The 15,118-nt window shown below is 63.5% G+C and carries 12 protein-coding genes; 7 read left to right on the top strand and 5 right to left on the bottom strand.

What is annotated here, in order from left to right; genetic code table 11:
• Nucleotides 1–35: 35 nt before the first annotated feature.
• Nucleotides 36–491 (bottom strand): DUF721 domain-containing protein, encoded by a 456-nt coding sequence (locus tag GEV38_RS22595; protein ID WP_015271705.1) that lies wholly within the window; start codon nucleotides 489–491, stop codon nucleotides 36–38.
• Nucleotides 492–883: 392 nt separating this feature from the next.
• Here GEV38_RS22595 and secA point away from each other — a divergent pair, with 392 nt between their 5' ends.
• The 4 genes from secA to GEV38_RS22575 all read left to right on the top strand — a co-directional run bounded on the left by secA (nucleotide 884) and on the right by GEV38_RS22575 (nucleotide 6,751).
• Nucleotides 884–3,619: a preprotein translocase subunit SecA gene (secA, locus tag GEV38_RS22590; protein ID WP_015271704.1), complete on the top strand. Its 2,736-nt coding sequence runs from the start codon at nucleotides 884–886 to the stop codon at nucleotides 3,617–3,619.
• A 196-nt stretch (nucleotides 3,620–3,815) separates the two neighbouring features.
• Nucleotides 3,816–5,033: a bifunctional glutamate N-acetyltransferase/amino-acid acetyltransferase ArgJ gene (gene argJ, locus GEV38_RS22585; RefSeq protein ID WP_023662147.1), complete on the top strand. Its 1,218-nt coding sequence runs from the start codon at nucleotides 3,816–3,818 to the stop codon at nucleotides 5,031–5,033.
• Nucleotides 5,034–5,177: 144 nt separating this feature from the next.
• Nucleotides 5,178–5,810 (top strand): glutathione S-transferase family protein, encoded by a 633-nt coding sequence (locus GEV38_RS22580; RefSeq protein ID WP_054573312.1) that lies wholly within the window; start codon nucleotides 5,178–5,180, stop codon nucleotides 5,808–5,810.
• Nucleotides 5,807–6,751 carry a Nudix family hydrolase gene (locus tag GEV38_RS22575; RefSeq protein WP_015271701.1) on the top strand — a complete coding sequence of 315 codons (945 nt, stop codon included), beginning with the start codon at nucleotides 5,807–5,809 and terminating at the stop codon, nucleotides 6,749–6,751. The genes GEV38_RS22580 and GEV38_RS22575 overlap by 4 nt, the downstream gene beginning before the upstream one ends.
• Nucleotides 6,752–6,894: 143 nt before the next feature.
• On the opposite strand, the gene GEV38_RS22570 is transcribed toward GEV38_RS22575, so the two are convergent.
• The 3 genes from GEV38_RS22570 to GEV38_RS22560 are packed head-to-tail and all read right to left on the bottom strand — an operon-like array spanning nucleotide 6,895 to nucleotide 10,449.
• A complete protein-coding gene (locus GEV38_RS22570; RefSeq protein WP_015271700.1) occupies nucleotides 6,895–7,461 on the bottom strand; it encodes a cob(I)yrinic acid a,c-diamide adenosyltransferase in 567 nt (188 codons plus the stop codon).
• A 1-nt stretch (nucleotide 7,462) separates the two neighbouring features.
• Nucleotides 7,463–9,493, bottom strand: a complete 2,031-nt coding sequence (locus GEV38_RS22565; protein ID WP_013974101.1) for an ATP-binding protein — start codon at nucleotides 9,491–9,493, stop codon at nucleotides 7,463–7,465.
• A 38-nt stretch (nucleotides 9,494–9,531) separates the two neighbouring features.
• On the bottom strand, nucleotides 9,532–10,449 hold the full coding sequence (locus GEV38_RS22560) for a putative 2-dehydropantoate 2-reductase (RefSeq protein WP_015271699.1): 918 nt from the start codon (nucleotides 10,447–10,449) through the stop codon (nucleotides 9,532–9,534).
• Between the two features lie 100 nt (nucleotides 10,450–10,549).
• Between GEV38_RS22560 and GEV38_RS22555 the strand changes: the two genes are divergently transcribed.
• From GEV38_RS22555 to GEV38_RS22545, 3 genes are all read left to right on the top strand, one after another.
• Nucleotides 10,550–11,035, top strand: coding sequence for a YajQ family cyclic di-GMP-binding protein (locus GEV38_RS22555; protein ID WP_013974099.1), 486 nt, complete (start codon nucleotides 10,550–10,552; stop codon nucleotides 11,033–11,035).
• A gap of 114 nt (nucleotides 11,036–11,149) precedes the next feature.
• Nucleotides 11,150–11,992, top strand: coding sequence for a mechanosensitive ion channel family protein (locus tag GEV38_RS22550; RefSeq protein WP_015271698.1), 843 nt, complete (start codon nucleotides 11,150–11,152; stop codon nucleotides 11,990–11,992).
• Nucleotides 11,993–12,203: 211 nt separating this feature from the next.
• On the top strand, nucleotides 12,204–13,448 hold the full coding sequence (locus tag GEV38_RS22545) for an MFS transporter (RefSeq protein WP_015271697.1): 1,245 nt from the start codon (nucleotides 12,204–12,206) through the stop codon (nucleotides 13,446–13,448).
• A gap of 115 nt (nucleotides 13,449–13,563) precedes the next feature.
• On the opposite strand, the gene GEV38_RS22540 is transcribed toward GEV38_RS22545, so the two are convergent.
• The gene (locus tag GEV38_RS22540; RefSeq protein ID WP_013974096.1) at nucleotides 13,564–15,111 is read right to left on the bottom strand and encodes an AmpG family muropeptide MFS transporter; all 1,548 of its coding nucleotides are present in this window, start codon (nucleotides 15,109–15,111) and stop codon (nucleotides 13,564–13,566) included.
• Nucleotides 15,112–15,118 lie beyond the last annotated feature (7 nt).

Genomic DNA, 15,118 nt, shown 5'->3' with positions numbered 1-15,118 from the left:
TCTAGTTCATTAAGGCCACCTTCGGGTGGCCTTTTTTATGGCTTGTCCCGGGCGTGGGCGGCCAATCGTTCCAGTGCTGCGCGCAGCTTGGGGTCAGTGATGCCCTCGGCGGTATCGCGCAGGCTCTCGGCTGCGTTATTGGACAGTTCTGCGGCATTGCCGCCACGCTTGGCTGGCACCAGCGGGGGCTGGACCTTGTACAGGATGCGCCTGAGGTTGGCGAATGCCTCCATGGCCTGTAATGCAGAGATCAAGCGTTTCTGCTGATAGCGCAGGCGGGTTGCCCAATGGCCGTCGGTCACCACCAGCAACAATGTGCCATCGCGCCACGACGCCACATGGCAGTGCTCGCGGGCGGCCGGTTGCAGCTGGCTTTCCAGCAGGCGCTGCAGGTGCTCCAGGCGTTCGGCCTGGTTCAGCAGCAGGCGCAGCGGGCGGACCTGGCGGAGCAGGGCCGAGGGCGGCTGGGCGGGGGAGGGTTTGTAGGCCATGGGTATGTGCATGAGGTTACAAGATCGGCAGTTTAACACCTCTTGTAGCCTGTGCCGGCCTCTTCGCGGGCTTGCCCGCTCCCACAGGTATTACGCAACACTTGAGACCTGTGGTGATCTTGTGGGAGCGGGCAAGCCCGCGAAGAGGCCGACACAGGCAACCAAGGACAAGACTCATTCTCGATACGTTTCATCTTCCCGAACCTTGAACTCAGGGAAAATGCCCCTATCTAAAACAAGCCCCCGCCAAAACGCTGTCCAAGCATCGTGGAAATCCACCACTTTCCTCACCATCGTTTCCGGGTAGAATGCTCGTTCGCATGCGGCCTCAGGGCTGCACGGGCGACTCATGGGGCCGCCCTCCATCCCTACGTGTGGAAGATCCTGCCGATATGTTTGCGCCTTTGTTAAAGAAACTTTTTGGAAGCAAGAACGAGCGTGAAGTCAAACGCATGCTCAAGACGGTGAACATCGTCAATGCTCTCGAAGAGAAGATGGTGGCCCTCTCCGACGAGCAACTGCGGGGCAAGACCGCAGAGTTCAAGGAGCGCCTGGCCAAAGGCGAGACACTGGACCAGTTGCTGCCTGAAGCCTTCGCCGTGGCCCGTGAGGCCGGCAAGCGCGTGATGGGCATGCGCCACTTCGACGTGCAGCTGATCGGTGGCATGACCCTGCACGAGGGCATGATCGCAGAAATGCGTACCGGTGAAGGCAAGACCTTGGTCGGTACCCTGGCCGTGTACCTCAACGCATTGTCCGGCAAGGGCGTGCACGTGGTCACCGTCAACGACTACCTGGCCCGCCGCGACGCCAACTGGATGCGCCCGCTGTACGAGTTCCTCGGCCTGTCGGTCGGCATCGTCTCGGCCTTCCAGCCGCCGGAAGAAAAGCGTGCCGCCTACGCGTCCGACATCACCTACGGCACCAACAACGAATTCGGTTTCGACTACCTGCGCGACAACATGGCGTTCAGCCAGGAAGAGAAGTTCCAGCGTGAACTGAACTTCGCCGTGATCGACGAAGTCGACTCCATCCTCATCGACGAAGCGCGTACCCCGCTGATCATTTCCGGCCAGGCCGAGGACAGCTCCAAGCTGTACATCGAGATCAACCGTCTGATCCCGCGCCTTACCCAGCACATCGAGGAGGTGGAAGGCCAGGTCACCCAGGAAGGCCACTTCACCATTGACGAAAAGAGCCGTCAGGTCGAGCTGAACGAAGCCGGTCACCAGTTCATCGAAGAGATGCTCACCCAGTCCGGCCTGCTGGCCGAGGGCGAGAGCCTGTATTCGGCGCATAACCTGAGCCTGCTGACCCACGTCTATGCTGGCCTGCGCGCGCACAAGCTGTTCCACCGCAACATCGAATACATCGTCCAGGACGGCCAGGTCCTGCTGATCGACGAGCACACCGGCCGTACCATGCCAGGCCGTCGTCTGTCCGAAGGCTTGCACCAGGCCATCGAAGCCAAAGAGAACCTGAACATCCAGGCCGAGAGCCAGACCCTGGCTTCGACTACCTTCCAGAACTACTTCCGCCTGTACACCAAGCTGTCCGGCATGACCGGTACCGCTGACACCGAAGCGTTCGAGTTCCAGTCGATCTATGGTCTCAACGTGATGGTCATTCCGCCGAACAAACCGTTGGCACGTAAAGACTTCAACGACCTGGTGTACCTGACCGCCGACGAGAAATACGCCGCGATCATCGCCGACATCAAAGAAAGCATGAAGCAGGGTCGCCCGGTGCTGGTGGGTACTGCGACCATCGAAACCTCCGAGCACATGTCCAACCTCCTGAAGAAGGAAGGTATCGACCACAAGGTGCTCAACGCCAAGTACCACGAGAAGGAAGCCGAGATCATCGCGCAAGCCGGTGCGCCAGGTGCCCTGACCATCGCCACCAACATGGCCGGCCGTGGTACCGACATTCTGCTGGGCGGTAACTGGGAAGCCGAAGTGGCAGCCCTGGAAAACCCGACCGCCGAGCAGATCGCCCAGATCAAGGCCGACTGGCAGAAACGTCACCAGCAGGTGATCGAGTCGGGTGGCCTGCACGTGATCGCTTCCGAGCGCCACGAATCGCGCCGTATCGACAACCAGCTGCGTGGCCGTTCCGGCCGTCAGGGCGACCCGGGCTCCAGCCGCTTCTACCTGTCGCTGGAAGACAGCCTGATGCGTATCTTCGCCTCTGACCGGGTGAAGAACTTCATGAAAGCGCTGGGCATGCAGTCCGGCGAGGCCATCGAGCACCGCATGGTCACCAACGCCATCGAGAAGGCCCAGCGCAAGGTCGAAGGCCGCAACTTCGACATCCGCAAGCAGTTGCTGGAATACGACGACGTGGCCAACGAGCAGCGCAAGGTGATCTACCACATGCGCAACAGCCTGCTGGCCGCCGAGAACATCGGCGACACCATCGTCGAATTCCGCAAGGAAGTCCTGGACGCTACCATCAGCCAGCACATTCCGCCGCAGTCGCTGCCGGAACAGTGGGACGTGGCCGGCCTGGAGGCTTCGCTGGCCAGCGATTTCGCCATGAAGCTGCCGATCCAGCAGTGGCTCGACGAGGACGATCACCTCTACGAAGAGACCCTGCGCGAGAAGCTGCTGAACGAAATCACCACCGCGTACACCGAGAAGGAAGACCAGGCCGGTATCGAAGCCCTGCGTACCTTCGAGAAGCAGATCCTGCTGCGTGTGCTGGATGACCTGTGGAAAGACCACCTGTCGACCATGGACCACCTGCGTCACGGTATCCACCTGCGTGGTTATGCGCAGAAAAACCCGAAGCAGGAGTACAAGCGCGAATCCTTCAGCCTGTTCCAGGAGCTGCTCGAGTCGATCAAGCGCGACACCATCCGCGTGCTGTCGCACGTTCAGGTACGCCGCGAAGACCCGGTCGAAGAGGAAGCCCGCCTGCGCCGCGAGGCCGAGGAACTGGCCAGCCGCATGCAGTTCCAGCATGCCGCTGCTCCGGGCCTGGAAAGCGAGCAGCTGAACGAGGAGGGCGCCGAAGTGGCTGTTGCCTCGGCACCGGTGCGCAACGAGCAGAAGCTGGGCCGCAACGAGCCGTGCTGGTGTGGTTCGGGCAAGAAGTTCAAGCATTGCCACGGGCAGATCGAGTGATCTGACCAGGCTGTTGTAACCTGAAACATCCGGGGCCGCTTTGCGGCCCATTCGCGGCACAAGGCCGCTCCTACAGGGACCGCGCCCGCCCCAATGGTTGCGATGTCCTTGTAGGAGCGGCCTTGTGCCGCGAATGGGGCGCGAAGCGGCCCCGCTCTTCCATCACCTGTTCACCGTATTTTCTAGGAGCGCTCTAATGGCTGTTGGTCTTGGTCCTTTGCCCACCCTGCACCCGGTTCCGGGTTTTGAACTCGGCATCGCTTCTGCCGGCATCAAGCGCCCGGGGCGCAAGGATGTGGTGGTCATGCGCTGCGCCGAAGGCTCCAGCGTGGCTGGCGTGTTCACCCTCAACGCCTTCTGCGCAGCGCCGGTGATCCTGTCCAAGCAGCGTGTGCAGGGCACCGTGCGCTATCTGCTGACCAACACTGGTAACGCCAACGCCGGCACCGGCGCGCCAGGCCTGGCCGCCGCCGAGCGCACCTGCGCCAAGCTGGCCGAACTGGCCGGCGTACCGGCCGAGTCGGTACTGCCATTCTCCACCGGCGTGATCGGCGAGCCGCTGCCGGTCGAGAAGATCGAAGGCGCACTGCAGGCCGCCCTCGACAACCTGTCGGAAAACCACTGGGCTGAAGCTGCCACCGGCATCATGACCACCGACACCCTGCCCAAGGGGGCCAGCCGCCAGTTCCAGCACGATGGCGTGACGGTTACCGTCACCGGCATCAGCAAGGGTGCAGGCATGATCCGCCCGAACATGGCCACCATGCTCGGCTACATCGCCACCGACGCCAAGGTTGCCCCGGCGGTGCTGAAGGACCTGATGCTGGACGGCGCCAACAAGTCGTTCAACCGCATCACCATCGATGGCGACACCTCGACCAACGACTGCTGCATGCTGATTGCCACTGGCAAGGCCAACCTGCCGGAAGTCACCGAAGCCAGCGGCGCACTGTTCGAAGCGCTGAAGAAGGCAGTGTTCGAAGTGTGCATGGAAGTGGCCCAGGCCATCGTCCGTGACGGCGAAGGCGCCACCAAGTTCGTTACCGTGCAGGTCAACGGCGGTGGCAACCACCAGGAATGCCTGGACGTCGGCTACGCCGTGGCCCACTCGCCGCTGATCAAGACTGCGCTGTTCGCTTCCGACCCCAACTGGGGCCGTATCCTCGCCGCCGTCGGCCGTGCCGGCGTACCGGAGCTGGACGTGAGCCTGATTGATGTGTACCTGGACAGCGTTTGCATTGCCAGCAAAGGCGGCCGTAGCCCGAGCTACACCGAAGACCAGGGTGCCAAGGTTATGGCCCAGGAAGAGATCACCATCCGTATCGAGCTGGGCCGTGGCCAGTGCAGCGAAACCATCTGGACCACCGACCTGTCCCACGAGTACGTGAAGATCAACGCCGAGTACCGTACCTGATGTAGCTGGGGCCGCTTTGCGGCCCGATCGCGACACAAGGCCGCTCCCACAAGCACCTGCTTACACCGCCCCATGTGGGAGCGGCCTTGTGTCGCGAAAGGGCTGCAAAGCAGCCCCAGAATTCCCAAACGATGGAGCCGAACCATGAGCTATCACCTGATCATCGGCGACAAGCTGTATTCCTCCTGGTCGCTGCGTGGCGCCCTGGCCCTCGAGCTGGCTGGCGTGCCTTACGAAGAAACACTGATCAAGCTGAACCAGCCTGACACCCGTCAGCGCATCCTCGCCTTCTCGGCTACCGGCAAGGTACCGCTGCTCAAGACAGAGCACGGTGTGATCGCCGACTCGCTGGCCATTGCCGAATACCTCAACGAACGCCATTCCGACGCCCAGCTGTGGCCTGCCGACGTGGCGGCCCGGGCCCAGGCCCGTTCGGCCTGCGCGCAGATGCACAGCGGCTTCTTCGCCCTGCGCGGCGCGATGCCGTTCGACCTGTCGCGCGACCAGGCGCTGGACAGCGTGCCGCTGGAGGTTCAAATCGATATCGACCGTATCGTTGCACTGTGGTCGGAATGTCGCCTTGCGGCCAAGGACAGCGGCCCGTTCCTGTTCGGCAGGCCGAGCCTGGCTGATGCCTTCTTCGCCCCGGTGGCGGTGCGCCTGCGCACCTACCGTGTGGAAGTGCCTGCGGAGGCGGCGACTTATATCGAGACCATTTATCAGTGGCCAGCCTTCCAGGCCTGGCAAAAGGCTGGCCTGGCGGAGCGTGAAGGGTGAAACGGATTCATGTTGTAGCTGCTGTCATTCGCGGTACTGACGGCCGTATTCTGATCGCGCGGCGCGCCGATACCCAGCACCAGGGCGGTCTGTGGGAATTCCCGGGTGGCAAGGTAGAAGAGGGTGAGGGCGTCGAGGCGGCGCTGGCCCGCGAGCTGCGAGAGGAGCTGGGTATCGAGGTGAGTCGTTCGCGCGCGCTGATCAAGGTCAGCCACGATTACCCGGACAAGCAGGTGCTGCTGGATGTGCGCGAAGTCGAGGCATTCACCGGCGAGCCGCATGGCGCCGAAGGGCAGCCGCTGGAATGGGTTGCTCCACGCGATTTGCCCCAATACGAATTCCCTGAGGCCAACAAGCCGATCGTTGCAGCCGCGCGCCTGCCGGATCAGTACCTGGTCACCCCCGATGGCCTGGAAGTGCCGCAGATGCTCAAGGGCATCCAGAAGGCAGTGGCAAGTGGCATTCGCCTGATCCAGTTGCGTGCCCCGGACATGTACGATCCCAAGTATCGCGATGTGGCGGTGGATGCGGTCGGCCTTTGCGCGGGCAAGGCGCAGCTGATGCTCAAGGGGCCGCTGGAGTGGCTGGGTGACTTCCCAGCCGCGGGTTGGCACCTGACGGCTGCACAACTGCGCAAGTATGCCGCCAACGGCCGGCCGTTCCCCAAGGAGCGCTGGCTGGCGGCGTCCTGCCACAGTGCCGAAGAGCTGGCGCTGGCGGAGCAGATGGGCGTGGACTTTGTCACTTTGTCGCCGGTGCAGGCAACCCGGACACATCCTGAGGCGGTGCCGCTGGGGTGGGACGAGGCGCAACGTTTGATTGCCGGGTTCAACAAGCCGGTCTACCTGTTGGGTGGGGTAGGGCCGGGTGAGCGCGAGCAGGCCTGGGAAGCAGGGGCACAGGGTGTGGCCGGGATCCGGGCGTTCTGGCCTGAGATCTGAGCCGCCTGAAATTGGGGCCGCTTTGCGGCCCATCGCGACACAAGGCCGCTCCTACAAAGGAATCGCGTAATCCTGAATGAATCGCGACCCCCCTGTAGGAGCGGCCTTGTGTCGCGACGGGCTGCAAAGCAGCCCCGGCACTTTCAGCCTTTAGGCTTTTCAGCAGGTTGCCACAAAACCTCAGCCACCCCCTGCCGCCGCCCAATGATCCGCGCCGCCACAAACAGCAGATCCGAAAGCCGGTTGATATACGCCAACCCAACCCCCGCCAACGGCTCCAGCGCATTCAGCTGCTGGCACCGCCGCTCCGCACTGCGCGCCAGGCTCCGGCACACATGCGCCTGCGCCACCAGCGCCGAGCCACTGGGCAAGATAAAGTTTTTCAACGGCCCCAGCTCTTCATTCCACACATCGATCGCTGCCTCAAGCCGCGCCACCTCCGCCAGGTCCAACGCCTGATAACTGGGCATCGCCAGCTCACCGCCCAGGTCGAACAGGCGGTGCTGGCACGGCGCCAAAACCGCGCTCACTTCATCCAGCCCTTGTTCGGCCAGCCCCGCCAGCAGCAAACCCAGCTGGCTGTTCAGGCTGTCCACCTCGCCAATCGCCTCGATCCGCGGGTGATCCTTGGGCACCCGGCGCCCATCGCCCAGGCCGGTTTCGCCTTTGTCGCCGGTGCGGGTGTAGATCTTCGACAGGCGGTAGCCCATGTCATTTCTCCATTTTGGCCGGCGCCACCGCTGCCGGCTGGCCAAGGGGCAAGCGCAGGGTGAAGCAGGTGCCCTGGCCGGGCGTGGACTGCACTTCCATCTGGCCCTTGTGGTTGTTGGTGATGATGAAGTACGAGACCGACAGCCCCAGCCCGGTACCCTGGCCGATTTCCTTGGTGGTGAAGAACGGCTCGAAGGTGCGCTTGCGCACCCCTTCGGGCATGCCGACGCCGTTGTCCTCGACCTGGATTTCCGCCCATGGCGGGCTCAAGCGGGTACGCAGGGTGATGCGCCCGGGCTCGCTCGGCTGCGGCCGCTGGTGGATGGCCTGGGCCGCGTTTTTCAGCAGGTTGAGCAGCACCTGCTCCAATTCGTTGGCGGTGCACGGCACCGGCCCCAGGTCGGGGTCGAACTGACGCACGATGGCCTGGCCCTTGAAATCGAAGCCTATGGCCAGGTCGAAGTCGTTGCTGGCAATCTCCACCGCCTGATCGATCAGCGCCGGCAGGTCGCACGGCGCCAGCTGACGGTTGCTGCGGCGGCTGAAGCTGAGCATGTGGGTGACGATCTTCGCTGCCCGGGCACCGGCCTGCTGGATGCCGTCGAGCAATTGTGGCACTTCGCGGCTCTCCAGGTAGCGGTTGACCGTGGGCAGGTCGATGCCCAGCTCCTCTGCCTGTTCCTGATTGCGCGGCAGTTCTGGTGACAGGCGCCGGCGGATGTTCTGCACGTTATGCAGGATCGCGCCCAGCGGATTGTTGATCTCGTGGGCCATGCCGGCGGCCAGGCCGCCGACCGAAAGCATCTTTTCCGATTGCACCATCATTTCTTCCAGCGACAGGCGCTGGGTGATGTCGTCGATACGGATGACAACGCCACGGCCGCCGCCACCGGTCAGCGGGTAGAAGGTCAGGGCGTAGTGGCGCAGGTCGTCACCCTTGGGCCAGGTGACCCGTTCGATCTTCGCCACCCGGTGCTTTTCCACTGTTTCCTTCAGTTGCGGCAGGAACGGCTTGAGCGGTTCGAAGGCAATGAAGATCGGCTGATTCAGCGCCTCGTCCAGAGGCGTGCCGGAAAGTACCGTGGCTTCGTGGTTCCATTGGGTCACGTAGAGCTGCTCATCGAGGGCGATCAGTGCCGAGGGCATCGAGTCGATGATGCTGTTGAGGTAGTTCTGGAAGCCGGTGAGTTTTTTCTCGATCTTGCTGCGCACCTGAACTTCCAGTTCCAGCTTGCGGTTGGTGTGGCGGGTTTCCTCGGCCAGGCCCTGGGCCTGGTCGTAGGCCTCCTGAAACTCGTCGCGGGTGCGCTTGAGTTGCTGTTCGCGGGCTTCGATGCGCGAGAGCATGGTGTTGAACGCTTCGGCCAGGCTGCCGATTTCGTCGTCGTTACCGCGCTGCGCACGCAAGGCATAGCTCTCTTCGCGGGTGACCTGGCGGCTGAGCTCTTCGAGCTGGTTGATCGGCTGGGTGATCAGGCGTTTTATCTGTCGGGCTATGACGATCCACAGAAGGATGCTGAACACCAGGATGCCCAGGCTGGCGCTGAGGGTGCCGGTGTAGAAAGCCGTGGGCAGTTCACTGCTGGCCACCAGCAGCAGGTGTGCGGGCGGGTTGGCGTCACGTGGCATGCGGATCAGCTGGGTGCTGCGAAACTCCATCAGGCGCCAGCCGTCGATGTTGCGAAAACGCTTGGGCAGTGCCAGCGGCTCGCCGTGCTGCAGCTGCGCCAACATGCGGCCATCGCCACCGTAGACGGCAGCGGCGCGCAGCGGCGTGTAGCTGTCCAGCTCCTTCAGCAGGGCGCTGGCGGTGTCCGGTGTATCGCCGGCGCGCGCTGCCAGTTGCGGGTTGGCCACCAGCCGGCCGATGGTGTGCAGCGCCTGTGGCGCCATGCTTTCCTGGGTGATCCAGTAGGCGGCGCTGATGAAGGTGAGGTTGGCCACCAACAGGATGGTCACCAGCAACACCAGCAGGGCCGCCAGCAGCTTCTGCCCGACCGGGAGGTTTTCCAGGCGTTGGCGCAAGGTCATGGGCTAGGCAATATCCGTATCCGGTTGAAAGGGCTGCGTCAGTCGCAGGGCAAACCACGCACACGCAGGTTATCGACCAAGTGCTGCAGCAGGCGTTCCAGCTCTGGCAGCTGCAGGCCATGACGGCCGGCGGCGCGGCAGGCATGGCCAAGCAGGTAGTGCACCTCGGTGCGGCGGCCTGCGCGTACATCCTGGTACATGGAAGAGTAGTTGGCCGCAGTGGCGAGGATCACCCGCTGCACTTCTTCGTTCAGCCCGTCTGCCGCTTCTGGCTGGCCACAGCGGTGCAGCAGTTGGGCCAGCTCGGCGCACAGCGCATCCACTTCGCCCAGGTGCCCCAGCAGCCCGCCGTTCTGGCAGTCGTGCAGCACGGTCAGCGGGTTGATGGCGCAATTGAGTGCCAGCTTGCGCCACAGGCGGGTGAGGATATCCACCGTCCACTCGGCAGGGATGCCAGCCTGATGCAGGTCATCGAACCAGGCCGGGATCGTCGGGTTGCGTGGGTCACCCAGCCAGTTGAAGCCGTGGCCGGCAAAGCGTACCTGCCAATCTCCCTCGCGGAATGCGCCTTCGGTACTGGAGGCGAAGATGCAGCGTGCATGGGGCACCAGGTCGGCGACCTCGTCCTGGCTGCCCAGGCCGTTCTGCAGCAGAACCACCTCAGCGTCTTCGGCCAGGCGAGGTGCCACGCCGGCGATGGCCGGGGCGGCGTCGTAGGCCTTGCAGGCCACCAGCAGGCGATGGATCGGGCCGCGTGCCTGCGCGGTTTCGGCGGGGATGGCGTAGTGGCGGGACTGGTCCTGTTCGACCAGGGTCAGGCCGCCGGCCTGCTGGTAGGCCTGCAGCCGCTGCCCGTCACGCAGGATCAGGCGCACTGCCTTGCCCGCGCGCGCCAGGCGGCAAGCCCACAGGCTGCCCAGGCTACCGGCGCCGAGAATATGCCAGGTGCTGCTCATATGCGTTTCGCAACCCGTTATAATGAGCCCGCATTTTAACCGTCAAACCCAGCGCGCTCCATCTTCAGCCTGAGCGCGCTTTTATTTTGGGAGAACAACCATGCCTTCGTTCGACGTGGTATCGGAACTGGACAAGCACGAAGTGCAGAACGCGGTCGACAACGCCATCAAGGACCTGGACCGTCGCTACGACCTCAAGGGCAAGGGCACCTTCGAGTTCAAGGACAAAGAGCAGACCGTGATGCTCACCGCCGAGGAAGAGTTCCAGCTCGAAGCGATGTTGGAAATCCTGCGCCTGGCGCTGGTCAAGCGCAAGATCGACGTGAAGTGCCTGGAAACCAAGGACCCGTACGCCTCGGGCAAGGAAAAGAAACAGGAAGCCAAGTTCCGCGAAGGTATCGACAAGGATCTGGCGAAGAAGATCGTCGCCACCATCAAGGATGCCAAGCTGAAAGTGCAGGCCGCCATCCAGGGCGAGCAGGTACGCGTTACCGGCAAAAAGCGCGACGACCTGCAGGAAGCCATTGCGCTGCTGCGTACCAAGGAATTCGACATGCCATTGCAGTTCAACAACTTCCGCGACTGATGTGGGCATCGCCCGGAACCCCGATGGCCAAATGATGTCCATGGGGACCGGGGCTGCGCCATCGCGCGTGGCCAGTTCTACCGTGTACTTGCCGCTCGGCATCAGGAGATGAATATGGATTTGAACGCTGAAGTCGATCAGCTGGTCCGCCAATCCCAGACCTGGATCCCCTTGATCATGGAATATGGCAGCCGTGTGCTGCTGGCGCTGCTGACCCTGGCGGTCGGCTGGTGGATCATCAACAAGGTCAGCGCCCGCCTGGGCAAGCTGGTTGGCCTGCGCAACGCCGACCTGGCGCTGCAGGGCTTCATCAGCACCTTGTCGAATATCGTGCTGAAGGTGCTGCTGTTCGTCAGCGTGGCGTCGATGATCGGTATCGAGACCACCTCGTTCGTTGCCGCCATCGGTGCCGCGGGCCTGGCCATCGGCCTGGCCTTGCAGGGCAGCCTGGCGAACTTCGCCGGCGGTGTGCTGATCCTGATGTTTCGCCCGTTCCGCATCGGTGACTGGATCGAGGCGCAAGGCGTGGCCGGCACCGTCGACAGCATCCAGATCTTCCACACCGTGCTGCGCACTGGTGACAACAAGACGGTGATCATGCCCAACGGCAGCCTGTCCAACGGCATCATCACCAACACCAACCGCCAGCCGACGCGCAAGGTGGTGTTCGATGTGGGCGTGGACTACGAGGCCGACCTGCAGAAGGCCCGCAACGTGCTGCTGGAGCTGGCGCAGGACCCGCGCGTGCTGCCCGACCCGGCGCCGCAGGCGGTGGTCGCGACCCTGGGCGACAGCTCGATCACAGTGTCCTTGCGCTTGTGGACCAAGACCGCCGATTACTGGGATGTGATGTTCATGCTCAACGAGCATGCGCGTGACCGGTTGAAGGCCGAAGGAATCGACATTCCGTTCCCGCAGCGGGTGATTCGCGTGGTGCAGGAGACTGCAGCGCAGTAATACCGCGTTGAAGCCGGGGCCGCTTCGCGCCCCATCGCCGGCAAGCCAGCTCCCACAGGGTTATCACAGTCTTCAGGCCTGTGTCCCTGTGGGAGCTGGCTTGCCGGCGATGGGGCGCGAAGCGGCCCCGGCTTTTTACACTTGTTCACAGCAATACCCCGCCATTTCTGGCATATAGCCTGACCCCACCTGCCACACCCGATACGCCATCATGAAACCACTGCTGTACATCACCCCCCTGCGTGCCTTGCTGTTCGGCCTGACCCTGGCCCTGTTCGAGCTGCTCACCTACCTGGCCAGCGATGCCGTCATGCCGGCCATGCCGGTGGTGGTCGGCGACCTGGATGCCAGCCCCGAATACATTCCCCACGCCCTCAACCTGTACCTGCTGGGGGGCGTGGTGCTGCAATGGCTGATCGGCCCGTTGGCCGACCGCTATGGCCGGCGCCCGTTGCTGCTGATCGGCTGCGCGTTCTTCGGCCTGGCCTGCCTGGCCACCTTCTGGGTCCACGACATCGGCCTGTTCAACTTGCTGCGCCTGCTGCAAGGCATCGGCCTGGGGTTTGTGGTCACGGTCAGCTACCCGGCCCTGAACGAAGCCTTCAGCGAAGCCGACGCCGTGCGCATGATGGCCCTGCTGGCCAATATCGCCTTGCTCTCGCCTTTGCTCGGGCCGTTGGTGGGCACCTTGCTGTTGCAGTGGCTGGACTGGCGTTGGCTGTTCGTGGCCTTCGCCATTGGCGCGGTTGTGGCCTGGCTGCTGCTGTACCGGCTGATGCCGGAGACCTTGGGCGTGGAGCGCCGTGACGGCTCGCGCCTGGCATTCACGCCGATCCACCTGCTGCCACTGCTGGCCGGCTACGGCCAGTTGCTGGGCAACCGCCGCTTTGTCGCTGGCAGCGCGGCCCTGGGCCTGGTCGGTCTGCCGCTGATTGGCTGGATCGGCCTGTCGCCGGTGCTGCTGATCCACGACGAGGGGCTGAGCACCATGGAGTACGCCTTGTGGCAGTTGCCGGTGTTTGGCGGGCTGATCCTGGGCAACCTGATCATCAACCGCATTGCCGATCGCTATCCGTTGGCGGCGCTGGTGCGTGGTGCATTGTGGCCATACCTGGCCGGCCTGTGCCTTATGGGACTGGCGACATGGTACTGGCCGAGTGTGACCAGCGTGGTGGCGGGCATGTCGCTGTACGCGCTGGGGTTGGGCGTGGCCAACGCGGTGCTGTATCGCATGACGCTGTTCGCCAGCGAGCAGAGCAAGGGCCTGGTCTCGGCCATGCTGGGGATGATCACCATTGCCTTGCTGGGGTTGGGTGGGGCGCTGCTGGCGATGATTGGGGCCGGGACCAGCTTGCTGCACTTTGCCCTGGCGGCGGGTGTGGCGGGGGCCTTGGCGCTGTGGCCGCTGTGGTTTGTGGTGGGTGGAAGGCCTGGTGAGGGGGCTGTTGCTCAGTAAACTTTATTGCCTGCACCGGCCTCTTCGCAGCACAAGGCTGCTCCTACAGAGCTGTGATGTATCTGTAGGAGCAGCCTTGTGCTGCGAAGAGGCCGGTACAGGCAATACAAACCAGTCAGGGCCGCTCGGCCGCCGAACCTTCCTCTGCAACCGGTTTGCCCGGCCCGGCCTCCTGGCGCCACTGCAGGGCAATCAGGATCAGGGTCGGCACGCCAAGGAGGGCAGTGATCAGGAAGAAGTCGTGGTAACCGAATTTCTCCACCATGACCCCCGAATAACCCCCGATCAGCCTTGGCAACAGCAGCATGATCGAGCTGAGCAACGCGTACTGGGTAGCCGAGAACTTCAGGTTGGTCAGGCTCGACAGGTAGGCAACGAAGGCCGAGGTGGCCAGGCCGGAGCTGAAGTTGTCCAGCGAGATGGTCACCACCAGCATTTGCAAGTTCGGGCCCATGTCGGCCAGCATCAGGAACAGGATGTTGGTGCCCGCGGAGGCCGCACCGCCGATGAACAGGATCGGCATGATGCCGAAGCGCACGATCAGCAGGCCGCCAACACCTGCGCCGACCAGGGTCATGATCAGGCCGAAGATCTTGCTGACGCTGGCGATCTGGTCCTTGGTGAAGCCCATGTCGATGTAGAACACGTTGGCCATCACGCCCATTACCGTGTCCGACATGCGATAGGTGGCGATCAGGCCGAGCAACAGCAGGGCCTGCCAGCGGTAGCGGGCGATGAAGTCGTTGACCGGGGTCAGCACCGGCGCGAGGCCGCGACGGCCCAGGCTCGACAGGCACGCCCATGTCAGCAGCACATAGAGGATCAGGCGCAGGAAGGCGCGGTCTTCCAGCAGCAGGTCCAGTGGCGTTGCATCACCGGAGATGACGCTGGACCAGCCGGTATTGAACATCTGGGTGAAGCTGGCCGGTACCGATACCAGCAAGATTATCAGCACGAACACCGAGGCCAGCTGGTGCACCAGCCCATAGCGCGCTGCCGACAGCTGGGTACGCATGGGTACGGGCGGTTCGCGCATGATCAGGGTGGTGAACACGGCGGGCAGCATCATCACCGCGAACATGACGTAGGTGCCGGCCCAGGCCTTGTGCAGGTAGCTGAAGCCAGTGGAGCCGAACCACTCGGCGAAGAACAGGGCACCAGCCGTGGCCAGCAGGGCCGCCACGCGGTAGCCGGCCATATAGCTGGCGGCGAGTGCAGCCTGGCGCTGGTCGTCGGCGATTTCCAGGCGGTAGGCATCGACCGCGATGTCCTGGGTGGCCGAAGCGAAGGCCACCAACACCGCCAGGGCGATCAGCCAAGACAGATGCTGCTGCGGGTCGCACAGGCTCATGCCGACCAGCCCGATCACCACCAGCGCTTGCGACAGCAACAACCACGAACGCCGGCGCCCCAGGCTGCCGAGCAGCGGCAGGCGCCATTGGTCGAGCAGTGGCGACCACACCCACTTGAAGGCGTACGCCAGGCCGATCAGGCTGGCGTAACCAATGGTCTCGCGGGCCACGCCAGCTTCGCGCAACCACACCGAAAGGGTGGAGAACACCAGCATGTAGGGCAGACCGGCGGCGAAGCCGAGCAGCAAAAGTACCAAGGTTGACGGGCTGGCATAGGCAGCAAGCGCAGCGCGCCAGGTTTTACGGGGCATGGGCCAA

The sequence above is a fragment of the Pseudomonas sp. 13159349 genome (assembly GCF_013305685.1).
In the GTDB taxonomy this organism is placed as follows: Bacteria; Pseudomonadota; Gammaproteobacteria; order Pseudomonadales; family Pseudomonadaceae; genus Aquipseudomonas; species Aquipseudomonas asiatica.
The sequence above is the reverse complement of the archived record's forward strand: the minus strand, read 5'-3'. Positions and strand labels throughout refer to the sequence as shown.